Raw genomic sequence first — 24059 nt, 5'->3', positions numbered from 1 at the left:
TAAACTTGTTATGCGATATACTATTCGATACGCAGCACTACTGCTGGCATTTTTCAGCTTTACCTTTTCCGCCGTTTATGCACAGGAAAACGGCGAAGTCTTTGCACAGTGGACGTTTGATGAAACCCTTGAGCCTTCTCTCGGAGAGGGTACCGCCATGCTGGTCGGAGGTACGACTACCCACTCAACCACGCTGAACAACGGCTGGCGCATTACCGATTTTCCGGATCAGTTTGAAGGCACCGGGACGGCCGGTGCGCAGTTCATGGTCAGCACTGAAGGTCTCGAGAACGTTTTTCTGACGTTCGGCCACCGCTCTTCGGGCACCATGAGCCGCTGGGCGGAAGTGCAGTACACAACCGATGGCGGCGGCAGCTGGAATGTACTCGCCAACAACGGCGGTGGTCTCAGCCCGCACGACACCATCTATGATTTTGAGTTTGATTTCAGCGACATTGAAGAAGTCAATGACAATCCGGCTTTTGGCGTGCGCATCGTTTCTGTTTTTTCGCCGGTAGCCTTTAACCCGGAAGAGCCTGATGAGGAGTTTGCTGCCAACACCGCCTATCACCGCGCCCGCACCGAAGGGACCGGCGGCAACGAATACAGCGGCGAAGGCAACTGGCGTCTGCTAAACGTCACCTTTTCCGCGGGAGCACCGGAAGAGCCCGAGCCGGTACTGCCCGGCGTCGTGGCGCTCTGGACCTTTGATGGTTCTCTTGAACCCGTGCAGGGTATCGGTCAGGCTTCTTTGCTGGGCGGTACAAGCACGCATTCCACGACTCTTGATAACGGCTGGCGTATTACGGACTTTCCGGCGCAGTTTGAAGGCTCCGGTACTGCCGGTGCGGAATTTATGGTCAGTACTGAAGGCTTCGAGAACATTCAGCTGAGTTACGGTCACCGTTCTTCCGGTACCATGAGCCGCTGGGCCGAGATTCAGTACACAACCGATGGCGGTGAGAACTGGGATGTGCTCACCAACAATGCCGGTGCCCTGAGTCCGCACGATACGGTCTATGATTTTGAGTTCAACCTGTCATCGGTGCCCGGCGTGAACAACAACCCGGATTTCGGTGTGCGTATCGTTTCCATTTTCTCCCCGGTTGCCTTCAACCCGGAAGAGCCCGATGAGGTGTTTCCGCCTAATACGGCCTATCACCGTGCGCGTACGCCCGGTACCGGCGGAAACGCCTACTCCGGCGACGGTAACTGGCGCCTGCTCAACGTCACCTTCAGCGGCGATGAGGTAACTACAAGCACGGAACCCGGCTTCGACCTTCCTGCGGAAATCAGCCTGTTCCAGAACTACCCGAATCCGTTTAACCCCACAACCCTGATTCGCTACGAGCTTTCTGAAGCCGCCGATGTGCGTCTTGATGTGTACAATATTCAGGGTCAGCGGGTCGCGTCTTTGGTTAACAGCACCCAAACGGCTGGTATGCACAGCGTCCGCTTTGACGGCACACAGCTTTCAAGCGGGGTTTATATTTACAGGTTGCAGGCCGGTAATGCGGTACTCACCCGGAAAATGACGCTGATCAAGTAAGCGGAATCAAACTGAGCCCTGCTGTGTCTGATGGTAATCAGGTACGGCAGGGGCTCATTGTCTTTGGCGTCAACAGCTGATGGATGTCGCCCGGAAAAAAAGCAAGGGATTCAAATTATGATTTGGGAGCGCTGAGACACCACGAAAGACCGTGATGCTCTCGGAGTTTCCCCCAAAAAAAACGGAAACAGTATTGCCCGGTGGCACGTGGGCGACTGAGGTGCTGATGACGTGATTTTGTTTGCCTGTACCAAGAAAGGCCGGCTGTTTTAACCCGCATTATTCACATTGAAAAGGGCTTTATTAGCTAAGTGTTAGTTAAAATTTAGCTTAGCGAAAAGCTTAAGTTGCTCAAATTTGGGTGCGATACAGACGCTGCGAAATTTCCTCGCTGGCGGCGTTGAAGCTGAAAACTCATGCTCATGGTAATAAGGTACCCTTCCGCTGAGTTTTCAGCTTCGCCTTGCCAGCAAGAAAATTTCTTGGTGAATAATGCGGGTTAAAAACGGCCGGCCTTTTTGGCATTTGGTACTCTGCACATGCGCTGTTAACCGGTTTTGGTTGTGAGGTAGGTTTTGAGCATGCGGGATATTTCGGAGAGGGTGAAGGGCTTTTGCATGACGTCACTGCAGCCTGCTGCGCGGCTTTGTTGCATATCGTCTTCGCCGCCAGCGGTTAGGGTGATAATGGGCACTTCCGCGCCTGCCTGTTCCGGCTTTTGTTCTTCTGCGCGGATGGCCCTGATGGCGTCGGGACCGTTCATCACGGGCATTTGATTGTCCATGAAAATGAGGTCGGGCTTGTGGGTCCGGTAGAGCTGCACCCCTTCTTCACCATTGCGGGCTTCGTAGGTTTTGGCACCCGGTATCAGTTTGCTGATAAACATGGAAAGCAAATAGGTGTTGACGGGTACGTCGTCCACAAGTAATATTTTCGGGTGCTGTTTTAGCGCGCCCCCGGTACTGCTGATGGGACGGATTTTTTCGCCCAGGCGGGACTCCGCGAGTAGGGGTGCAAGGTTGAGATCGCGTGCGTTGTAGCCCTGATGGACGGCGCTGCCGCTTGCTTTGAGCGGGATATCAAAGGAGAAGGTTGAACCTTTGCCCGGGGTACTTGTGAGGTTTATGAAGCCGCCCATGAGCTTGACCAGCCTTGCTGATATGGAAAGCCCGAGTCCGGTGCCTGCGTATTTGCGGTTGACTTCGGCTTTGCCGCGGCGGAAGGCGTCAAAAATGAGGTTCTGATGTTCGGCGTCTATGCCGACACCGGTGTCGGTTACTTCGAAGCGGGCGGTGAACTGCTCCGGATGAGCGGGATCGGCGCCGGTTTGTGTGAGCTGCTTCAGCGTGAAGTGCACAGTGCCGCTGTCTGTAAATTTGATGGCGTTGCCGATCAGGTTTACGAGCACCTGCTTGAGCCTGACAGGGTCTGCAATAATGACGGCCGGAAAACCTTTTGAGACGGTGAGCCTGAAAAGGATGTTTTTGTTGCGGGCCTGCAGGAGCAAAATGTTGGTAACCTGACGAAGGAAGTCTTCCAGCTCTGTAGGCACCGGATCGATTACCATTTTACTGACGTCAATTTTGGACAGGTCGAGGATATCATTGATGATTTCCAGTAAGGAGCGGCTTGCGTTTTCGATGAGCCCGATAAATTCGGCCCGCTGTTTTGGGGACTCGGCAGACCGCATTAGCTCCGTAAAGCCCATAATTGAACTTATCGGGGTTCGGAGCTCGTGGCTCATGTTTGCCAGAAAAATGGTTTTGGCCTGGTTGGCTGATTCGGCCGCTTCGCGGGCTTTTTGTGCTTCTTCTTCCGCCTGTTTGCGCAGCTCAAGGTCGCGCAGCATGTTTTGGGTAGCTTCATAGCGCGAGAGCTCAAAGTAGGAAATCAGCACAACCAGCAACACCGAGGCGATGAACACATTCACGACGCCTTCAAACCCGAACACATGAAATTCCCAGTCCTGATAGTTGCGCAGGATGTAGGTCATCACGTACACAGCGAGGATAATTGTCATAATCCGGCCTTTTTTTCTGCCAAGCAGGAAGTAGGCTATGGGCGGAAAAACGCTGATCCAATACAGTCCGTAATGTTCATAGCTGTTGTAGGGTACAAAGTAAAGCAAAGCACCAAGCACCACCAGAACCACAACCCAGGAACCCGCGCTGATGTTTTTGGTGCGCTGAACATACCAAAAGGTAGTGGCACTCACCGTCAGGAGTACGCTGTGCAGAATGACAACTTCGATGTAAAAGAAAATGAGCGTATTTATCCCGATAAACAGAACAGATACGGGGACGAGCGTGAGGAGTATCATGTTGAGCAAGAGTGCTCTGCGATACTCCGGGTGCCCTTTTTCAAAATATCCGCCGCAGCTTAGAACGGATTTCATCGACATATCACAGCTTGGTTAGTTGTAAGCACAGCAGCTGGCTCTAAGCAATCCCATAGTGCTTTTTGGACGTGGTTATGCGTGCGGAAAAAATAATTAATATTCCGGTTCAGTCCTTATGTTCAGCTTCGTACGCTGCAGCCGTTTGCAGTGAAAGGAGTTGAGAGCCTTTAAATCGTGCGATGTATGTTTTCCATCTGCTGTAAAAAAGTAGCCTGAAAGTACGAAAACTTAGTACGATATCCATATCAGAATCGCTGTTTTCGGGGTTGATGGTGATGACATCGACCATGGGGATTTCGTCATAGAAGCGATCGGGCGCGCGCCCTTTTTCGCGCTCCCAGGCGTCGATGACGGCTTCCCTTACCTTATCCATGAAGGCAATGGAATTGTTCTGGAAGTACAGATAGTAGTTGAGCTGAAGGGCTGAGGGGCCTTCGTCTGCAGCAACGAAAAAGAGCTCAAAGACCTGCCCTTCACCGAACCAGAAGCGGTCGTGCTCTTCGTCGTGATAGGTCAGGGTTTCGCGGAGTTCTTCGGGGCTGTTCAGGTACATTTGGGAGGGATACGTTGATTAGGAAAACAGAATTGACCAGGGCTTGGGGAATACCGGATAGCTTAGCTGTCAGATTTTGGGATGTAGGCGTCTGCTTTGATATGACCGGTTTCGAGGGCACGGAGCACGTATTTGCCGAGGATGTCAAATTCGAGATTGACCCGGTCGCCGGTTTTTCGCTGCCTCAGGCTGGTGTGGTCCCATGTGTAAGGGATGATGGCAAGGGTGAAGTTATCGCGCTCAAGCCGGGCAACGGTGAGGCTTATGCCATCTACCGCGATGCTTCCGCGCGGTACGAGCAGGTGACCGAAAGCGGCGTCAAACCCAACGGTGATGAGCCAGTTGGCGCCTTCTTCCGTCACAGACTGAATGACGCCCGTTGTATCTACATGGCCCTGTACAATATGGCCGTCGAGTTTTTTCTGCATGGTGAGAGAATCTTCCAGGTTTACGATCTCTCCTTCTTTGAGGTCGCCGATGGAGGTTTTTCGCAGGGTTTCTTCAACCGACTGTACCGTAAACCGGTTGGCCGAAGTATAGACAACGGTATGGCATGCGCCATTGATGGATACGCTGTCGTCGATTTGCAGGGCAGCGGTGAGCGGAGATTCTATGGTGATTTCAAGGCCGCCTTTGAGCGGCTCAAGGGAAATGACTTTTCCGGTTTCTTCAATGATGCCTGTAAACATAAGTTTTCCTGGAAGATGTTCTGTTCTGAGATTAAGTTAAAATGCCGGTTATTGCGGATATCCCGCGTATTCGGGATGGATCAAATAGTAATAAGCAAACCGGTTGCCGGATGAAAGTCGTTCACCCAAACCCGCTTGCTTTGCACGTGAAAGCAGATGCAGCCTTGAACCGGCTTACGCTGAACCGCTCAAAAATAAGCACTCACGAGTATATCTTCCCCAACGGTTTCCAGACTGACTTTCCGCAGTTTGAGGGCTTCTTCGATACGCTGAATATCCAGACCGATAAATGACCGCGTGCCGCCGCCGAGCAGTTTGGGGGCTATGAAAAGCTCGATTTTATCCGCAAGCTTTTGGGTGATAAAAGCGCGAAGCAGGTCGCTTCCGGGTTCAACGAGCACAGAAGCAATGTTGTGCCGCCCAAGCAGCGTGATGGCCTGATCGAGATCTGTATGACCGTTTGATGCACGAAGGAGCAGCGTTTGGCCGGAAAAGTTTTGGGGACTCAGCATCCGGAGCATGGGATCGCCTTTTTCGCGGAAAGCTTTTTCGTTGTGCGTGATGACGAAAGTGCGGTCTTCGTACTGATCGGTAAATAAGTTCAGGTTCTCGGGCAGGCTGAGGGGACCGTCGATTACGACCCGTTTGGGTTGCCGGCCGTCAACATGTCGTACCGTGAGTCGTGGGTTGTCTGTCAGGGCGGTGTTACGGCCGATGAGGACGGCGTCATATTTGGCGCGCCATTCATGGACTCTTGTGCGTGCCTGTTTGCCTGTAATCCACTGCGAGCTGCCGTCGGGCGCTGCGATGTAGCCGTCAATGGTCTGTGCAACCTTTAGCGTGATGAAGGGCTTTCCGGTGGTGATGTAGTGAAGAAAAAACTCGTTTTGTTTCCGGGCTTCGTCTTCGAGCAGTCCGGTATCAACCTGAATGCCGGCTTCCTGCAGCATGCGGATGCCGCTGCCGTCCACTTTAGGGTTGGGATCGCGAAGGGCGATTACGACCCGGGCAAGCGGAAGCTCTTTTAGGGTAGCCGCACACGGCGGCGTTTTCCCGGTATGGGAACAGGGCTCAAGCGTAACGTAAAGGGTTGCACCGCGCAGGGCGTCGGGCTCACGTACTGCATTGAGTGCGTTGATTTCCGCATGGGCCTTCCCGAATCGCTCATGGTATCCGCTGCCAATTTCCGTACCATCATCCGAAACGATCACACATCCAACCAGGGGATTCGGGCTGACAAATCCCGTGCCTTTGGCTGCAAGCCGAAGGGCTTTCTTCATGTGCTTGTAATCTTCGGGCGTGAAAGCCATGGGAAGGGAAAAGGATTAGCGTTGATATGGAAACGGTTAAAGACCTGATCCGAAAATAGCAGTTTAGCGATAAAAAAAAGGCAGGTTTTCAACAAAGAAAACCTGCCTGTACATTGTTCAAAGCGAATTACATCATGAGCTGCTGACGGAAGTCGCGGATGCGAACCTGCTCCTGCAGGCGCTCAACGAGCTGCTCGGTGAAGGTGCGGGTCTTTTGCTGGGTGAGGCGGGTACGGATACGTTCCCGCTCAGCGCTGGTGAGTTCAGCAAGATCAGCGTCTTCGCGCTCGGTTACGACGAGGAAGAAAGCCGCGTTTTCTCCGCGAATGGGACCTGCAAGCGCGTCAAGCTCAGAACCGAATATAGCCCCAACAACGCCGGGCTCGCGGCCTGCGCCTGAAATGGTTGTGCTGTTCATTCGGACACCCGAAGCGGTTTGTACGCTTCTTTGTGACTGTTCTGCGATCTCCTCCAGCGAATCCGCACTGCCGTACTGCTCGCGAATACGCTGCATCATAATATCGCGGCGCTTTTCTGTCCGCACGGCATTTTCAACCTGCTGACGCACATCCGCAAGCGGACGCACACCGGCGTCGGTTACGCGGTCAACGATCAGCACGATGAATTTGTCATCAAGTTCAATGACCGGAGAAATCTGATTGCGGCTCAGGCGCTCAAGGGCGCGCAGGGTTACGCGTGATTCCCCAATACCCGGAATGAAAGGAGCGCCTTTGGTTGCTGTTGCTTCAGAGATGGTATAGCCCTGCTGCTCAGCTTCGGTTTCAAAACCGTCGAGGCGCGCAAACTCGCGGAAATCTTCGGCATTGGCCTGCTGCCGCGTAATGGTACGGTCAGCCGCAATTACGCGGGAAAGCACGGCAAAGCTGATCTGATCGCCTTCTGCGCCGGTTTTCTTAACAAGCGCTACTTCACTGCCGCGAATCAGCGGCTCGCTTACGTCACCGGTTTCCATGTCGAGAAGTACGCTGAAAGCGGAAGGTACGTCTTCACGGTCAACCATTTCACTTGTGAAAGGTGTGGTTGTGAAGTTCATTTCCACGAACATGGAGTCGTTGGTAGTGGTCGCAAAATCGTTGCGGAAGACCGCAATTTCTTCGAGGGCACGGGCCGTATCCTGTGCTGTGGCAGCCTTGCTGAAGGACACATAGCGGAAATTCCAGGTGCGCTCGCGCTCGAACTGCTTGCTGTTATCCCGGTGCCATGCCCGAAGCTCGCTGTCTGAAACTTCAATTTCGCTGTCGGAGATATCAGAGTAAGGGAAGCGTACAAAAGAGACGGAGGCGCGGGTATTGGTCTGTATGAAGTCGCGCTCGATTTCACGGTTGGTTACCATCACGGAGGACTGCATGAACTGATTCAGCTTTTGCTGACGTCGGTTTTCGCGAATCTGATCTTCAATCAGAATCCAGTCGGCCTGTGTTTCGGGCTGATCAATCAGGGCGCGCAGGGTTGCGCGGTCGATTGAGCCGTCCGGGCGTCCGAACAGCTGCCGGATGATGGGGTCGGGATTGTCACCGAGGATGGCGTCTACCACTTCGCGGTCGGTTACGTTGATACCCAGCCGCTCCATTTCGCCTTCAAGGGCGCGCTCAACTACGAGCTGATCCCAAACCATTTCTTCAAAGGTTGCGCGCTGCTCGATGGATGGAGGATTGCCTGTCTGACGGGTGTAGTTCTCTGTGAATTGATTCAGGCGCTCGTTGTATTCGTTTTGCGTAATCGGGCGACCGTCAACTTCACCCATGCTGCGGGGGCCGGCCTGCAGTACAGAGAATACGTCGGTGTCCTGAAGCATAAACAAGATGCCAAATGCAAAAACCAGTACCCAAAGTACGGGCCCGGTGGCACCTCTCATTTTTTCCATGAATCCCATTGCGAGTAAGAAATGAGTTAAAAGTTAATTCGGAGTCGTGTGGAACAAGTTAATCCGGCGGATGCCATAACATGATTTTCATGCAAGTAGCGCGGGTGCAATACTGGTTGGCTGCGGGTATCATTTAAATACCCGGCTTACAGACCGGCATATACCCTTCCGCAAGGAGGGAAATAAAAAGGGCAATCCTTAGTATAGCTTTCAAAAATAAAGCCTTTTGAATCTAATTCAAAGAGCGCTTTTGCGGGCTGCCAAACAGTATGAATAGCCAGGCGCTCACCTGTCATCAGGTCATTATGCCAAAGCTGTAGAAGGGGTAGAGATGATTGCTAAAAAATATCGATCAGCCTCAGATGCTTCAGGAAATGACGCGGATTTTCATTCAGGTTTTGGATGAGCGCATTCAGGTTATAGCTGAGGCTATCTAAGTTCTGGTAAAGGGAGGGATCATTGATGAGCAGGCCCAGACTGCCTTCGCCTTCGTTAATTTTCTGCATGATATCGGTCAGGTCGCGGCTTACGCCTTCCATTTCACCGCTAAGGGAAGCAAACCGGTCAGACGCTTCTTCCAGATTGATGATGATCTGACGGAGCCTGTCCTGTTCTCCGGTGCTGAGGCTGTCGATAGCTGCGGCCGTACTGCGCAGGTGTGCGACCGTTGCGCCAATGTCATCGCTGCTTTCAGCCAGCAGCTGTTCTACGGAATTCAGACTTGCATTCAGGCTGCGCAGGCTTTGTTCAATGTCGGTGCGGCTTCCTCCAAGCAGCATTTCATCAACCTGCGTGAGTACGCTGCCCAGCCGCTCTGTGGTCGTTTCAATGTTGCGCCCGGAGGTTTCCCCGATTTCGCGGACAGTGCCCATAAGGCCTTCATCGTAAATACCCTGCAGCACGCCGCCTGTTTCCAGCATTTCGGAGGAATCTGAGCGCTCAATTTCGATGGCTTTGTCAACGATCTGAAATGAACGGATGAAGGCTACAGAGCCCTTCGGGAGCTGCCGGTCCATGTTGAAACTCATTGATACCCGCAGGCTGTCGGAGTCATCAAGAAAGGCAACCCGCCGCACGGTTCCGATTTTGATGCCCTGCATTAAAACCGAGGAGCCGCTCACGATGCCGTCAACCCGGTCGAAATGTGCATGCAGCTCATAGGCCTGACTGAAGAGCGGGGATTCGGTCATAAAACGGTAGCCCAACACGGCCACAATGAGCGATAAGAAAATGGTAAGCGCTACCTTGACTTCGTTTTTCATGATGATTAGAAGCGGAGTTCGGTCTTTTGGAGGTTAAATTTGATATTCACTGGCACGAATAAAACTGTTGAGGCGGTCGTGCTGTGTATGCCTGATCTCCTCAATCTTGCCATACCAGCTCAGCTTTTGTTCGTCAAGGAAGGCCGCATAGTCTGCGATTTCGAGAACGCTGTGCATATCGTGTGTAATCACGATGGAGGTGATATTAAGGTTGTCAGCAAAGTGGTTGATGAGCTCGTTTATTTCATTGGATGTTTCCGGATCTAAGCCCGAAGTCGGTTCATCGTACAGCAGGTAGTCGGGTTCGAGCACAATGGCCCGCGCAAGGCCAACCCTTTTGCGCATGCCGCCGGAAAGCTCAGCCGTGCTTTTATTTCCAATATCGCTAAGGTTCACCATGTCGAGGCAGGTCATTACCCGGTCATGAATTTTGTTCTCTGTCATTTTAGTGAAGTAGCGCAGCGGGAAAGCCACGTTTTCGTAAGCCGAAATGGAATCGAACAGGGCTGCACTTTGGAAAAGAACGCCGAAGCGCTGCCGCATGATCCGCAGATCCACATAATTCAGATCGAATATGTTGACATCGTCAATCAGTACTTCCCCTTTGTCGGGGGTCATGAGCGCGTTGATGTGTTTAAGCAGTACGGACTTCCCGCAACCGGATTTGCCGATAACGGCCAGGGTGTGACCGTTGGGGATGGAGAGGGTTACGTTTTCCCAAACAAGGTTGCTGCCAAAGCTTTTTTTAAGATTCTTGATTTCGATCATATCAGAGCAGGATGATGGCCAGCAGAAGGTCGGCAAGCAGAATGAAAATACAGCTGAGTACGGTAGCATTGGTGGTTGACTTCCCCACGCCTTCTGCGCCGCCCGAGGCGTAGTACCCTTTGAAACAGGAGATAGAAGTAATAATGAAGCCGAAAACAATGGATTTTGTCATCCCGAAAATGACATCCCACGGCAGAAAAAACGTGCGGGCGCCGAGCAGGAAGTCTGCCATAGGTACCTGCCCCGTGATAATCCCGGCCAGCAATCCGCCTGCCACACCGGTACTCGCGGCTGCAATATAAATCACCGGAAACATCACAAAACCAGCCAGCACACGGGGCACTACCAAAAAAGACACGCTGTTGAACCCCATTGATTCAAGGGCATCAATCTGTTCGCTCACGCGCATGGTGCCCAGCTCTGTAGCTATGCGCGCCCCAACCCGGCCTGCGAGCACCAGCCCGCTGATCACCGCGGCCAGCTCAATAATCAGCGACTGCGTAACAATTGCCCCGATCGTTGACTTGGGGATGAGCGCTGAAACCAGCTGATAGGACGTCTGAATAGAGAGTACGGCGCCCGTAAAAGCACCTGCAAGGATTACGATAGGCAGGGAATCGTAGCCCGTTTTGATCATCTCTGAAACAAAATTCTTGTAGTATGACTTAAACTCTGATGATGACCGAATAGCCTGATAGAGCAGCTGACAGTAGCGCCCGAAATCGTAAAATACCTGCATCTTGTGGGGTTGGGTTCTTTCAGTGAGTGGTAATATACACGGAATACTTGTAATTTGAAGGCTATTGTTTTCCGCCGATGGCGTGCTATTCAGTTCAATTTCCGCAAAAGAGCGCTTTTTCTTAATGTTCGTTTTACCCCCGTCCAAATTGCCGTTTCGTCTGCACCATGCACTTATGCTGCCGCTTATGTGCTTCCTCCTTTTTTCGGCTGCGCCCCAAAGCCTTGCGCAAACATCAGGTGGTGACGCGGCGTACCGGTTCCTCATGCTGCCCGGTTCTGCGCGTACGGCAGCGCTTGGCGGCAATCACGTAGCACTTAAGGACGCGGACGCTTCGCTGTTTCTGGCCAATCCGGCCTACCTGAACGAGACCAACAGCGGAAACCTCTCGCTCACCTGGCTGAACCATGTGAGCGATGTGAACATGGGGGTGGCAAGTGCCGCCTGGCATTACGAGCCGGCGGGGACTTTCGCGCTGGGCATTCGCTTCATCAACTATGGTGAAATCCGCCGTGCCTCCGAAACCGGCGAAGATCTCGGCTCCCTGTCCGCCAGTGATCTTGCGTTTACCGCGGGCTTTGGGCGCGTTGTTGCCCCAAACCTGCATGTGGGGGCAGGCGCCTCCTTCATACACTCCGGCTACGACAGCTTCTCTTCTTCAGCGGTAGCAGTAAATGCCGGTATCTGGTACTATTGGGAAAGTGTCCGGCTTAATATCGGTGCTGTTGTGGCCAATCTGGGTACACAGCTTTCCACATTCGACGGCGCGACTGAAAACCTGCCGCTCGATATTCGCCTGGGCATCAGCCGCAGGCTTGAGTACGTGCCTATCCGGCTGAACCTGACCCTGCACTCCCTCGATCGCTGGGACATGCCCCTTACGCTGGATGAAGGGGAATCCCCCGGCTTCTCAACCAACTTGCTGCGCCACATGATTTTCGGAGCAGAGCTTCTGTTCTCTGAAAACTTCCATGTGCGGCTTGGCTACGATCATTTCACAAACGAAGACCTGAAAGTCAACACCCGGCTGGATACCGCCGGATTCAGCTTCGGGGCCGGAATACAGTTTAGGGGATTTGTGTTTGATTTCAGCCGCAGCAGTTTTTCTGATCTCGGCGGCGTTACCCGCATTGGCATTCAAACCTGGCTGTAATTCCTGCAGTGATGTATGTTTGGGGAATGCGGAGCTACAGGGAACCGGAATCCGCTTCAATTTAATAAGCTGTGTGAACATGTGAATTACCGCCCGGTTTAATTCGTTTTTTGGCATAATTCAAGCGGCTGCGTCCGCTTTTTTGGTTTATTTTAGAGCCGCAACAGAAAAATTCAGTTACTACACGCAAAGCATGATCAGATATTTAACAGCGGGAGAATCACACGGACCGGAGCTTACAGGCATAGTCGAAGGGCTACCTGCAGGCCTTGATATTTCAGCGGAGGCGGTTTCCCTTCACCTTGCCCGCAGGCAGCAGGGCTACGGGCGCGGCGGACGCATGGCCTGGGAAAAAGACCTCGTGCGATTCAGCTCAGGCCTTCGCTTCGGTAAAACCATGGGCAGTCCGGTCACCATGAGCCTGGCCAACCGCGCCTGGGAAAAAGACGCCGCCAACTGGCCGGTTACCATGAGCCTGAGCGCGATTGAAGACGAAGCCTCCGTCGAAAAAATCACCCTCCCGCGCCCCGGCCATGCGGATCTGGTTGGGGTACAAAAGTACGCTTTTGATGACATCCGGCCCGTTATCGAGCGTTCGAGCGCGCGCGAAACTTCCATGCGCGTAGCTTGTTGCGGCACTGCACGCCTGTTTCTCAAAGCACTGGGCGTGGAAATCGGCGGTCACGTGCTGCAGATCGGTGCGCACGGCTATGAAAGCTGGGAAGAGATCCGCGAAATAGCCGATGAAGCCGCACAGTCGGGGGGCGAAGCACTTTTCCAAAAAGCTGACGAATCGGAAGTACGCTGCCTGCATCCCGAACTGACAGCACGCATGGTCGATGAAATCAAGCACTACCGCAAGGCCGGCTCATCGCTGGGCGGCATCTACGAGATTGTCGTTACCGGGCTGCCGCCGGGTTTGGGCAGCTATGTGCAGTGGGACCGTAAACTCGACGGGCAGCTCGCGCAGGCCATCATGAGCACGCAGGCCATGAAAGGCGTGCAGATCGGTATGGGCTTCGAGGCCGGCAAGCGCGACGGGCGGCGCGTGCACGACGCCATCACCAAAGACCAGAACATCCCCGGCGGATTTGGCCGCAAGACCAACCGCGCCGGCGGCATTGAAGGCGGCATGACGACCGGACAGCCGGTGCTCATTCAGGGTGTAATGAAGCCCATCCCGACCATGCTCGACCCATTGGGTACGGTCGATATCGCAACCAAAGAGCCCGCGCCAACCCGCTACGAACGCTCCGATGTCTGTGCCCTCCCCCGCGCTGTAGTTGTTGCAGAAAGCGTTATTGCGCCTGTACTGGCTAACGCCATACTCGAAAAGACCGGCGGCGATTCCATGTCCGAAATCCTGCCGCGCTTCCAAAACCTTTTTTAAACCGCTAACTCCTTTACCATCGCATGTCAAATAAGCGCATTGAGCAGCTTACCACTTTTGTTGAAGCCGACGAGCGGGATATGTTCTCCCGCTTCGCTCTCGCCCTCGAATACCTGAAAATTGCCGATACCGACCGTGCCCTTTCCCTTTTTCTGGAGATCCGCGAAAAAGACCCCGCTTACGCAGGACTGTACTACCATCTGGGCAAGCTGTATCTTCAGACCGGTCATACAGAAAAAGCCCTCGCTGCGTTTGACGAAGGCATCCGTGTTTGTGAACAGCTTCAGGAGCATCACGCCCTGAAAGAGCTGCGCGAAGCCAAAACAGCGCTGTTATTCGAACGAGACGACGATGATGACGACGACTTTGCCTGATCGGTGTTATGAACACCGGCTTTAATACACCTTTGCTACTTCCTATTTAAACCGCACGAAGCGGTCTCACCTGTTAATTTGCAGATGTTTATGTTTCCGAATGCTCATCCTGTTTACCGGACTGTGGTACTTATCGGTGCTTTCTTTTTTTACGGGATGTTTACGCCCGACGCCAAAACAGAGGCGTCAGCCGCATCCCTCTCCCTCTTTACGATCATGACCGAATATCCGGAGCTGCAATCAGACGACCGCCGGACGCACACGGTCGCGCAGCGGGAAACGCTGTTTGGCATCGCACGGCGCTACAGCGTTACGGTTCAAAACCTGCGTGACTGGAACGAGCTGGAAACCGACGCCCTCCGCGAAGGACAGCGTTTGTTTGTGGAACCCCCCGTTGAATCTTCTGAGGATATACGCACAGAAGTTCGTGAGCCTGAAATGCCTGAGCCTGCCGTGAGTCCCGGCACACCGGATGGCCGTCAGATTCATACTGTCGGGCAGGGCCAAACCATGTTCAGTATCTCCCGCGAATATGGTGTTACGGTGCGTGAGCTTTTGGAATGGAACAACTTATCATCACCTGATCTGCGAATCGGTCAGCGGCTTTTTCTGGAGCCACCATCCGAAAGCCCGGCTTCCGCACAGCCCGATAGTGAGGTTCAGTCTCCACCGGCAGGTGAACGGCTGTCGTTAGAGCGCGAGGCCCCTCGTTACACCTACCATACGGTTCGTGCCGGTGAAACCCTGAGCGGCATCGCACGGCAGCACAACATCTCGCTCACCGAACTTCGCAACCTCAATAGCATCCGCAGCGATCTGATCTCGATTGGTCAGCAGCTCGTTGTCGGGCGGGAGGTGAGTGCGCCACGGGTGACCGGGCTCGGGGTAGAATCAACCGCTCAGGGCCGCTTTTTTACCCATACCGTACAGCGCAATGAAAGTCTGGCCTCGCTGCTTGAGACGCATCAGATGGATGAAAAAGATTTTCAGGCCCTGAACCCCGGCCTTACTGGGCGGGATATGCGGACCGGCCTCGAACTCGTGCTGCTTGCGCCCCCGACGGTAAGTCATGCAAATCCCTACCGGGTCCGCAATGCTGGTGCTGCAAATAACGGCAACCGTGACACCATGCCCGCTACCGTGTACAGCAGCAATATGAGGGGCATGGTCACCACAAGCGGTGAGCTGTACAATCCGTCACAGCTGACAGCCGCCCATCCGAGTCTGCCGCTGGGAAGCGTGGTTCACCTCCATAATCCGGATAAAAACCTCGGTATTTTCGTGCTCATCAATGACCGCACAACCGACAGCCGCATTCGTCTCAGCGATGCGGCCTTCCGTGCGTTACGACTCTCCGAAAGTGAATCCCCCCGCGTGCTGATTGATACCCGCACGGATTCAGATTCGTGAAAACCTATCACAAATACACCTCCTCCCTCACCTACAGCTACCTCGCCTGCCTGCCGCTGCTGGCACTGTACGAGCTGCTCATCTGGATCTCGCAGCCCGGTTCCGAAGCTATGGTGCGGCTCTCTGCCGATATCTGGATTCGAAGCCTGCTGCTGCTGTTCAACGAAAACACCCTGCTGCTCACAATTGTCCTGACGGTGGTTTTGGGTGCCGTTATTTTTTACAAGGAGCGCAAAAAGCGCTACACGCTAAAACAAAGTTATTTTGCAGGGATGGTCGCTGAATCTGTGGGCTGGGCGTTGCTGCTATGGGTGCTGGTTTCAGGCGTAGTGGGGGTAGTGTTTGGGATGTCCGTTTCGGGGGAGGCTGACCAGCCCGGCGGGCTGCTGCTGGCTGCTGAAAGTGGTCTGGCGCAGGGGGGTATCACCCGTTTGCAAATGCTTGCGCTATCCATCGGTGCAGGTCTGTATGAAGAGCTCATTTTTCGTGTAGTTCTCGTTTACGGGCTGCTTTGGGTATTTACCCTTTTTATGAAAGAAAAAACGGCAGCCCTAAGCGCGGTACTGCTGGCTGCGGCCCTGTTCAGCGCGGTTCATTACACGGGTACCTTTGGCGATCCCTTTACGCTCAGCTCTTTCATGTTCCGGATGCTCTTCGGACTCGCCCTCAACGGGCTGCTCCTTTTCCGGGGTTTCGGCATCACAGCCTGGACACATTCCATGTATGATGTGATTCTTGTGATGTTTTTCTGGCAGGGATAAAAAACTCCCGGGAAAACACCCGGCCGCTTTGATCAGTCTGCCCGCAGGAAAATGTAGCCTCCGCTTTCTGAGCCCCAAACCTGCTGCCCTTCGGCATCAAAGCCGCGATCCCAGGTGACCATGCCTTCTTCGCTGATCAGCACTTCACTTGTTGCAAACGTCGCACCCTGAAGGCTGCTCGGGCACTGATCTTCATACGTGCCGCCGGTAAATTCCGCCGGACCCGTCTGTTCCAGAAAAACGGCGCAGCCGCTGCGATACTCGAGGATATCCGCATCAAAATCATCAAAAACTGCCGGATTAAACTGCGCGCCTACAAAATCCTGTTCGTTGATGAGAGTGAATACATCGCTCACAAGCTGTCCGGTTTCGTCACGGAATACATGGTACACGCGCTGCCGGTAGGGGTCGGTTTCGCGCCCTGCGACAGCCTGCTCCACATAAAGCCAGCGACCGCGCTCCGTCCAGACCGGTTCCATGTGCAGGATGATGGGAAAGAAGGCCGGATCAGCATCCGACTGTGCTTCGGAGCTGAAAGTGCCCTGCATAAGGGTAAACAGGGTTTCAAGTGCCGTGTCTTCGGGCGGATCGGTCTCGCTCACGCAGGAAGAGGAAAAGCTTAGCGCCACAAAAGCGGTGACCGTCAGACAAAGAGGCAGAAATTTTCTCATAGCGGCTTTTTAATTAAATGAGTCATACGGGCGGCAGGCAAAACATGAGAAGGCAAAAGAAGGCAGGTTGCCGCAGATATTTCGGAGCATAAGGCAAGTGCACAAAAATACGCGGAAGCCGCTATGCGGTGCAAATCAAACAACTAAGTCCACAAAAGCGGGCGGGATTTGTTAACTTGCGAATCGTGAACGAGATGATGTTCAGGCTTCATCACAGCGGAAAGAAAAATCCGCTGTCATCTGAATGCGCCTGTTACTCCGTCACAGAATTAGCCGGATAAGCAGCTCCTCAGAAGTGCTACCTCAAAACCTGCAACGTCACATCTGATGAGCCATACGGCTTATTTTTGCCGATTTATTTTGATCCTTATTTATGGAAAAGCCCTGCAAACTACTGGACGAAACCGAGCTGAAGCGCATCTTCGAGCGCTTTGCCTTTCAGTTTACCGAACCCTATGACGACCCCAAACAAATCGCCATTATCGGGATGCAGCGCAGGGGTGTTTTCATAGCGCAGCGGGTGCGCCGCATCATCCGCGAAAAGCTCGGCACCGATATTCCGTTTGGGGTGCTTGATGTCACCTTCTACCGCGATGATTTCCGCACCGCTATGAAAATGCCTGCCGTGCAGATCACCGATATTCCGTTTGATCTCTATGGCCGTCATATCGTGCTCGTTGACGACGTACTGTACACCGGCCGGACGGTGCGTGCCGCCCTCGAAGCCCTCATGAGCTTCGGACGCCCGGCGAGTATCCGCTTTTGCTGCCTCATCGACCGCGGACACCGCGAGCTGCCCCTCGCGCCCGATTATACCGGCATGTACGTGCCCACGCACACCAACGAAGAAGTGCAGGTGATGCTCAGCGAAATCGACAACGAAGATGCGGTGTACATTGTGAAACGTCCGGACGCAAAGGAGGCCGCCAAATGAGCACCGAAAGCCTGCATCCCGACCGCGTCACCAATCCCGCCTATCAGTTCGGGCAGGAACACCTCATCGGGCTCGCCGACTACTCCGCCGATGACATCCGCTTTGTGCTGCAACAGGCTGCCTACTTCCGCGAAGTCCTCGACCGGCCCGTACCCAAACTGCCAACCCTTCGCGATAAAACCATCGTCAACCTTTTCTACGAAAACAGCACCCGCACCCGCCTCTCCTTCGAGCTCGCGCAGAAACGCATGGGCGCAGATGTGGTCAATTTCAGCAGCAGCTCTTCGAGTGTTAAAAAGGGGGAGTCGCTCAAAGATACCATACGCAACATCGAGTCCATGAAAATTGATATGGTCGTGGTGCGGCACGAGAGTCCCGGCGTGCCGCATTTCCTCAGGCGCTGCGTGGATGCCGCCATCCTGAATGCCGGTGACGGCGCACATGAGCACCCGACACAGGCCCTGCTCGATATGTTCTCCATGCAACAGGCCGGGATGCCCGTTAAAGGACTTAAGGTGGTCATTATCGGAGATATTCTGCACAGCCGGGTCGTTCGCTCGAATATTATCGGGCTGACCAAGCTGGGCGCCGAAGTTACCGTATGCGGCCCGCGCACCATGATGCCGCTTTTCGTGCGCGAAATGGGCGTCACTGTCTCGCACAATCTGGAAGAGTGCCTCGCCTGGTGCGATGTCGCCATGGCACTGCGCATTCAGCTTGAACGGCAGGAAGGCGGACTGTTCCCGAGCCTGCGCGAGTATCACGAGCGCTTCGGCATCCGCATGGAGCACCTCGAACGCTACCCGCAGTTTACCGTTATGCACCCCGGCCCGATCAACCGCGGCGTCGAGCTCGAAAGCGACGTCGCTGACAGCGAGCGCGCCATCATTCTCAATCAGGTCACCAACGGCCTCGCCATCCGCATGGCGGTACTCTACCTGCTCAGCGGTCGCCGCGAGCTTTAAGCGCATCCATCCCAAAAAAATCAATCAAATGGCTGAAAAACCAACCGCAGATGAACGCGACTACATTCTGAATCTCGTCAGCAAGCACCTGAACCTGAGCGTGATGAGCTACGGGCAGGATTTCCGCTCGGTCGTGCGCATCGACAAGCGCCCAGGGATGTACGGCGGCAGGGGCGTCGTGTACCTGCTTCAGATGTTCGACCGCCGCGAGCTCGTCAACAACCGCATCGGCTGCTACATGGTGCTGCCCCAAAAAGGCGACGAAAGCGGCCTGCATCAGCACGGCAGCCGCAAAGAGGAGGAACTCTACGTAGTGATGCACGGCGAGGGCGTGTACCGCGACCGCGCCGGCGAGGACGGTCCCGTGCGGGAAAAACACATCACCAAAGGCGAAATCACCGCCGTAAAACACGACGGCTGGCACGGCGTCGAAAACACTTCCGAAACCGAACCGCTCATCCTGTTCGTCATCACAACCAACGAGCCGAACTAACCACATCCGGGCAGGTTAAGGTTTTGTTTTTTTGGGGAAAATCCCGAGAGCATCACGGTCAGCGTTGCTGGTTGCCGGCATCCCAGGTCGGTCTCAAAGCCCCTTGCTTTTTTTTGGAACACTCTTCCAAATAAAGTGCCCAATGTTGCCATACATCAAGTTCCTTCTTCTGGCAAGATTTAAGCCATTTGCCGATACACAACTTTGAAACGGCGACATACCACAGCCCGGGATGTCAACGCCAGGTCAGTTCTCCGGATGATGGCATGATGGTCATTGGACCGCGCCCGGTTCGGGGCTTCAAAAGACGACCACAACGGTTCGCCCCAATGAGTTGGTCGTGTGACCCGATTTAGAGACTAAAACGACGATTAGCCGCGCATCAAAAAAAGCAAGGAGCCATGAGACCGATTTGGGATGCCATGAGCCGGCAACGCTGCCCGTGATGCTCACGGAGTTTCCCCCAAAAAAAACAGAGGCGGGTACTGCTCGTGAAGCCGGGCTCAGGCGATCATTTTCCCTGTGGTAAACAAACGGGCCTTCGGCTTTGGGGAAATCAAAGCTGAAGGCCCGTTTTGGATTTTGCAGTGATCATCCGGAAAAATCAGAATGCCTTGCCGATGCCGATCATCCAGCGGGAGGTGAACTCGAATTCGTCGCCTTCGGTGGGCTGATGGAGGTAGAAGGGGCTGCGCAGGGAGACGCGCAGGCCGCTAAGAAGCGCGCTTTGGCCGGTCCAGCGGGCGGAGCGGGGGCGCTCGCTGAAGTCGTACACGAGCCCGGCGCCGGCGGACGCCAGCCACGGATCTGAGGCCGAGGGCATACTGAAATCGGTTGCAAAGCTGCCGTCCCAGGCGAAGCCGGTGCCGCTGAAGAACTCCAGCTCGAAGGCCCGCTGATTGCCGCGCAGGAAGGGGCGGAAGCTCTGCCAGATGGAGAAGGCGAGCATGTTGTTACCCGTGAGACCGCTGCGGAAGGGCGCGTGCAGGCTGTAGCCGGAGAGCGCGTTGCCGCTGTCGAAGCTGAGGCGCGCATCTTCGAAAAAGCCGGTGTCGATGTTGGCTACGGCGGTGAAGGTGCGGTTTTGCCAGCGCTCGATGGCGGTACCGCTGCCGAGGTTGTAGCGCTGCTGCTGCGCCATCTGCGTGGAGCCGCCGGCGACCTGCATCCCGAAACGGACGCGGTACCGGAAGTCGCTGCTGAACCAGGTGTAGCCGGCATGCAGCTGTACCTGCTGTGCGGCGCGCTCGCCGTAAAAGGTCGATGTTTCGGCCCGCAGCTGAATGCCGGTCTCGGCAATATCACCCTGTGTGAAGGTGAGGCCGGCGCCAATCAGGCTGCCGCGCTCCCACTGCGCAGACAGCGGATCAATCTGCCGGTTGGCGTCTTTGTTGAGGTGGAAGACGTCGAAGCCGATTACACGCCGTACGGGTTCCAGCCTTCCAAAACGGCCGAGACGTCGCTCAACGGCAATGCGCTGATGGTGCACCCCGTAAAAGCGACCGGTTTCGGCCTGCCACCAGCTGTCGGGACCGAGCAGCGGCAGCCGGTCGCGCCAGGCGAGGCGGTAGTCCGCGTCGAGGTTTGAGGCGGAAAAATCATCGAGGGTGCCGGAGGTCAGCCAGAATTCGGCATCGAGGGCTTTGGTGTTGAAGAGGTAGCGACCGCTGAGCCGCGCGCCAAGACGTATCCCGGCCTTTTCGCCGTACCAGAGCGCAGGCCGTACGCCCGCCTGATAGGTGTTCCAGTCGGCTTCGGGCACCTGAAACGTGTTTAGTTCGAGCGGAAACGGCCAGCGGATGTTGAGTCGGTTGACATCCGCGAGCCGGTTGCTCGGGTCAATTTCCGCGGCGGTGACCAGCGCAGGGCGTCCTTCCAGCGTAAATTCGTAGGTAGGATGGGTCCACGGCCAGGGATCAAGCACGGTGCGGGGCAGTTCCGGATCTTCGTGTGCTTTGATACCGAGCTGCTGCTGTGTGGGGATGTAAATCAGCTCCTGCGAGCCGTCGGCGTAGGTGAGCAAGAGGTCGACGGGCATCAGAAATATGCCGTTCCGCGAAAGCCGGATGGTCGTATCCCCGCCGGAATTGCGCACCCGGTCGATGGCGAGATCGATGGTTCTCGTGGAATAAAGCATTTCATCAAAATACCAGCGCAGCTGCATGCCGCTTTCCTGCTCGGCAATGCGCTGGAAATCGACGGGCGTAGGGTGCCGCATGATAAATTCGCGGTAGAAGCGCTGCATGGTGCGCTTCATGGCGTCGCGCCCGATGATGTATTCGAGCTGATGCAGAATGAGCGACCCTTTGCGGTAGGAGGCCGTCACGTAGGCGGCGTTGGAGTCGTAGCGGTCGGCATGCTGCCCCATGTATTCTTCAAGACCGTCATGCACTATACGCAGGTAGGCGTTGTAGGTAGACGCGTGCGGATTGCCCTGAAGCTGGAACAGATGCGACATCACAATATCACTCATATAAACGGTGAATCCTTCGTCCATCCAGTGGTAGAGGCTCTCGTTGGTGGCCAGCGTGCTTTGGTACCACATGTGGATGAGCTCATGCACCGTAACCCCGACCAGGCTCCACAGGGGACGGTGACCAGTGATCAGGGTTCCCATCGGGTACTCCATGCCGCCGTCGCCGCCCTGAATGATGGTGAACTGCTCGTAGGGGTATGGGCCGATGTATTCATTCATGAAGCGGAAGGCTTCGGCGGTAAATTCCCCGAGCATATCCCAGAAGCGGGTTTCGGGACGCTCTACATACAGCATGTGGATGCGGGGCGAGCCTTCTTCTTCGTGGATGACGTGCACAAACTCATCGTGTGCACCCCAGAAGAAATCAATCACCTGCGGGGCAAAGAAGTGCCAGGTCAGCTCGTCGCCTTCCGGAAGTTCGAGCGGCAGCTCCGGGTCTTCGTAGCCGTGCCCGACCTGCTGCGGGTTCTGCAGGTAACCGGTCGCGCCCAGGGTGTAATTGCGGTCGATGGTGATGCGCACATCGAAATCGCCAAAGTTGCCGTGGAACTCCCGCGCAACATAGGGCGCGGTATGCCAGCCATCCTGATCGTAGGCCGCCACCCGCGGGTACCACTGCGACATGGAGTAGCGGATGCCTTCGCGGTTATCGCGGCCGGTACGACGAATCTGTAGCGGCACCTGTGCTTCAAACTGCATCTCGAAAACGGCTGTTTCGCCCGGCAAAATGGGTTCAGCGAGGTTTACGCTGAGGACGGTCTCACTTACTTCAAAAGTGACCGGCTGTCCGTTTTGGGTGAGGCTGCGCACATCCTGAAAACCAATTTCATCTTCATTAAGATGATAAATGCGGTCCCGAACCCGTCCGTCCGGATCGATGATGGTACGCGAGCGGGTATCCATCATGCTGCCGGGCTGAAAGGCATTGTAGTAGAGATGGTAAAAAAAGCGGTTGAGCGTATCGGGAGAGGCGTTGTGATATTCGACCCGCTGCGTGCCCGTGAAGCGGTTGGTTTCCACATTCATGCGGATATCCATTTGATAGTGGGTCGTTTGCTGCCAGGCTGCGTTTTGTGCCTGAACAGGCGTAATCAGAAACATGCATAGGGTGATGAACAGGGCCATCGCGGGGAAACAGTACCGAAGCGTCATAGCGCGCAGGGTTAGGTTGGCTGGTTGATGAACAGTAGGAAGTGTGCGGCATCCTGACGGAATGGGTGGCGGGAAATTACCCTGTAGCGGGCGTAAATCGGTGCCGGATACCAAATTGCAAAGAAATGAATTAAGTGATATATTTCCAAACTTTGCAAAAATCGAAGCAATATCGAAACAGAGCGCCGAAAATCAGCTGTTTAGGGCTGGCATGAGGCGCTTTCAAACCACATCAAAAAAAACAATGAAAAGCCCATATTTCAAAACATACTCTGCCAAGCCGGCTGATATTGAGAAAAAGTGGATTTTGGTTGATGCGGAAGGTGAAGTATTAGGTCGTCTTGCCAGTAAGGTAGCGGCTATTCTTCGCGGTAAGCACAAGCCCGAATTTACCCCTCATATGGATACCGGAGATTACGTGATCGTAATCAATGCCGAGAAAATCCGCCTCACCGGCAACAAAATGACCGATAAGCAATACTTCAGCTATTCCGGATACCCGGGTGGCGAGCGCTTTACTACACCTGCTGAGCTGCTTGAGAAAAAGCCTGCAGAAGTTGTTCGTAAAGCGGTTAAAGGCATGTTGCCCAAAAACGCACTCGGTCGTGAAATCCTCAGAAACCTGCGTGTGTACGCCGGTCCTGTGCATCAGCATACTGCTCAAAAACCGGAAAAAGTAACACTCTGACCCCACAAATATGACACAATTTCAGGCAATAGGAAGAAGAAAAACCTCTACGGCGCGGGTTTACCTGCGCAAAGGCAGCGGTCAGATTATCGTAAACGGTAAGGAAATGGCCGATTACTTTCCGCAGAAAGCCAACCAGAATCAGGTAACACTTCCCCTTGATGTTACCGGTATTGAAGGCGAGTACGATGTTAAAATCACGGTTCGTGGCGGCGGTACAACCGGTCAGGCCGGTGCTGTACAATTAGGTATTGCCCGCGCAATCCTCGAAATCAATGAAGAGCATCGTCCGACCCTGCGTGAGCACAACCTGCTTACACGCGACAGCCGTATGGTTGAGCGTAAGAAGTACGGTCAGCCAAAAGCCCGGAAAGCATTCCAGTTTTCCAAGCGCTAATCCATGGCCCTTCACGGATATTCGCCTTGCGGATATTCTTTT

Annotated in this window: 21 protein-coding genes; 11 read left to right on the top strand and 10 right to left on the bottom strand. The window is 54.4% G+C overall.

Annotated elements, in window-relative coordinates:
- Positions 1-10 precede the first annotated feature (10 nt).
- Positions 11-1549, top strand: coding sequence for a T9SS type A sorting domain-containing protein (locus CYPRO_RS00200; protein WP_114982574.1), 1539 nt, complete (start codon positions 11-13; stop codon positions 1547-1549).
- 547 nt (positions 1550-2096) lie between these two features.
- Here CYPRO_RS00200 and CYPRO_RS00195 read toward each other — a convergent pair.
- From CYPRO_RS00195 to CYPRO_RS00160, 8 genes are all read right to left on the bottom strand, one after another.
- Positions 2097-3950 (bottom strand): ATP-binding response regulator, encoded by a 1854-nt coding sequence (locus CYPRO_RS00195; RefSeq protein WP_114982573.1) that lies wholly within the window; start codon positions 3948-3950, stop codon positions 2097-2099.
- A 103-nt stretch (positions 3951-4053) separates the two neighbouring features.
- Positions 4054-4500 carry a hypothetical protein gene (locus CYPRO_RS00190; protein ID WP_114982572.1) on the bottom strand — a complete coding sequence of 149 codons (447 nt, stop codon included), beginning with the start codon at positions 4498-4500 and terminating at the stop codon, positions 4054-4056.
- Between the two features lie 62 nt (positions 4501-4562).
- Positions 4563-5189 carry a riboflavin synthase gene (locus CYPRO_RS00185; RefSeq protein ID WP_114982571.1) on the bottom strand — a complete coding sequence of 209 codons (627 nt, stop codon included), beginning with the start codon at positions 5187-5189 and terminating at the stop codon, positions 4563-4565.
- A gap of 188 nt (positions 5190-5377) precedes the next feature.
- Positions 5378-6499 (bottom strand): bifunctional diaminohydroxyphosphoribosylaminopyrimidine deaminase/5-amino-6-(5-phosphoribosylamino)uracil reductase RibD, encoded by a 1122-nt coding sequence (gene ribD, locus CYPRO_RS00180; RefSeq protein WP_114982570.1) that lies wholly within the window; start codon positions 6497-6499, stop codon positions 5378-5380.
- A gap of 127 nt (positions 6500-6626) precedes the next feature.
- A complete protein-coding gene (locus tag CYPRO_RS00175) occupies positions 6627-8384 on the bottom strand; it encodes a peptidylprolyl isomerase (protein ID WP_164682401.1) in 1758 nt (585 codons plus the stop codon).
- 338 nt (positions 8385-8722) lie between these two features.
- Positions 8723-9646, bottom strand: a complete 924-nt coding sequence (locus tag CYPRO_RS00170) for an MlaD family protein (protein WP_114982568.1) — start codon at positions 9644-9646, stop codon at positions 8723-8725.
- A gap of 33 nt (positions 9647-9679) precedes the next feature.
- Complete coding sequence (locus tag CYPRO_RS00165; protein ID WP_114982567.1) at positions 9680-10414, bottom strand: ABC transporter ATP-binding protein; 735 nt, start codon at positions 10412-10414, stop codon at positions 9680-9682.
- A gap of 1 nt (position 10415) precedes the next feature.
- The gene (locus tag CYPRO_RS00160; RefSeq protein WP_114982566.1) at positions 10416-11153 is read right to left on the bottom strand and encodes an MlaE family ABC transporter permease; all 738 of its coding nucleotides are present in this window, start codon (positions 11151-11153) and stop codon (positions 10416-10418) included.
- 187 nt (positions 11154-11340) lie between these two features.
- On the opposite strand from CYPRO_RS00160, the gene porQ reads away from it, so the two are divergent.
- The 5 genes from porQ (at position 11341) to CYPRO_RS00135 (ending at position 16241) form a co-directional block, all read left to right on the top strand.
- Complete coding sequence (gene porQ, locus CYPRO_RS00155) at positions 11341-12306, top strand: type IX secretion system protein PorQ (protein ID WP_164682398.1); 966 nt, start codon at positions 11341-11343, stop codon at positions 12304-12306.
- A 193-nt stretch (positions 12307-12499) separates the two neighbouring features.
- Positions 12500-13696 (top strand): chorismate synthase, encoded by a 1197-nt coding sequence (gene aroC, locus CYPRO_RS00150; protein WP_114982564.1) that lies wholly within the window; start codon positions 12500-12502, stop codon positions 13694-13696.
- A 23-nt stretch (positions 13697-13719) separates the two neighbouring features.
- Positions 13720-14070: a tetratricopeptide repeat protein gene (locus tag CYPRO_RS00145; protein WP_114982563.1), complete on the top strand. Its 351-nt coding sequence runs from the start codon at positions 13720-13722 to the stop codon at positions 14068-14070.
- 90 nt (positions 14071-14160) lie between these two features.
- Positions 14161-15480, top strand: coding sequence for a LysM peptidoglycan-binding domain-containing protein (locus tag CYPRO_RS00140; protein WP_164682396.1), 1320 nt, complete (start codon positions 14161-14163; stop codon positions 15478-15480).
- The gene (locus CYPRO_RS00135) at positions 15477-16241 is read left to right on the top strand and encodes a CPBP family glutamic-type intramembrane protease (protein WP_114982561.1); all 765 of its coding nucleotides are present in this window, start codon (positions 15477-15479) and stop codon (positions 16239-16241) included. Before CYPRO_RS00140 ends, CYPRO_RS00135 begins: the two co-directional genes overlap by 4 nt.
- A gap of 32 nt (positions 16242-16273) precedes the next feature.
- Here the strand turns inward: CYPRO_RS00135 and CYPRO_RS00130 are convergent, their stop codons facing one another.
- Positions 16274-16912: a chromophore lyase CpcT/CpeT gene (locus CYPRO_RS00130; RefSeq protein WP_114982560.1), complete on the bottom strand. Its 639-nt coding sequence runs from the start codon at positions 16910-16912 to the stop codon at positions 16274-16276.
- A gap of 373 nt (positions 16913-17285) precedes the next feature.
- Here CYPRO_RS00130 and pyrR point away from each other — a divergent pair, with 373 nt between their 5' ends.
- From pyrR to CYPRO_RS00115, 3 genes are read left to right on the top strand one after another with little or no spacing between them, the layout of a single operon-like run.
- Positions 17286-17846, top strand: coding sequence for a bifunctional pyr operon transcriptional regulator/uracil phosphoribosyltransferase PyrR (gene pyrR, locus CYPRO_RS00125; RefSeq protein WP_114982559.1), 561 nt, complete (start codon positions 17286-17288; stop codon positions 17844-17846).
- On the top strand, positions 17843-18811 hold the full coding sequence (locus tag CYPRO_RS00120) for an aspartate carbamoyltransferase catalytic subunit (RefSeq protein ID WP_114982558.1): 969 nt from the start codon (positions 17843-17845) through the stop codon (positions 18809-18811). Before pyrR ends, CYPRO_RS00120 begins: the two co-directional genes overlap by 4 nt.
- A gap of 28 nt (positions 18812-18839) precedes the next feature.
- The gene (locus CYPRO_RS00115; protein WP_114982557.1) at positions 18840-19304 is read left to right on the top strand and encodes a cupin domain-containing protein; all 465 of its coding nucleotides are present in this window, start codon (positions 18840-18842) and stop codon (positions 19302-19304) included.
- Between the two features lie 604 nt (positions 19305-19908).
- Here the strand turns inward: CYPRO_RS00115 and CYPRO_RS16470 are convergent.
- The gene (locus tag CYPRO_RS16470) at positions 19909-22932 is read right to left on the bottom strand and encodes a M1 family metallopeptidase (RefSeq protein ID WP_240644794.1); all 3024 of its coding nucleotides are present in this window, start codon (positions 22930-22932) and stop codon (positions 19909-19911) included.
- 244 nt (positions 22933-23176) lie between these two features.
- Between CYPRO_RS16470 and rplM the strand changes: the two genes are divergently transcribed.
- Together rplM and rpsI are read left to right on the top strand one after the other, a co-directional pair.
- Positions 23177-23620, top strand: a complete 444-nt coding sequence (gene rplM, locus CYPRO_RS00105; RefSeq protein ID WP_114985644.1) for a 50S ribosomal protein L13 — start codon at positions 23177-23179, stop codon at positions 23618-23620.
- A gap of 10 nt (positions 23621-23630) precedes the next feature.
- Positions 23631-24017 carry a 30S ribosomal protein S9 gene (gene rpsI / locus CYPRO_RS00100; RefSeq protein WP_114982556.1) on the top strand — a complete coding sequence of 129 codons (387 nt, stop codon included), beginning with the start codon at positions 23631-23633 and terminating at the stop codon, positions 24015-24017.
- The last annotated feature ends 42 nt before the right edge of the window (positions 24018-24059 follow it).

This window comes from Cyclonatronum proteinivorum, assembly GCF_003353065.1.
GTDB lineage: Bacteria > Bacteroidota > Rhodothermia > Balneolales > Cyclonatronaceae > Cyclonatronum > Cyclonatronum proteinivorum.
Note: the sequence above shows the minus strand (reverse complement) of the source record. Positions and strands in the feature narration are given on the sequence as shown.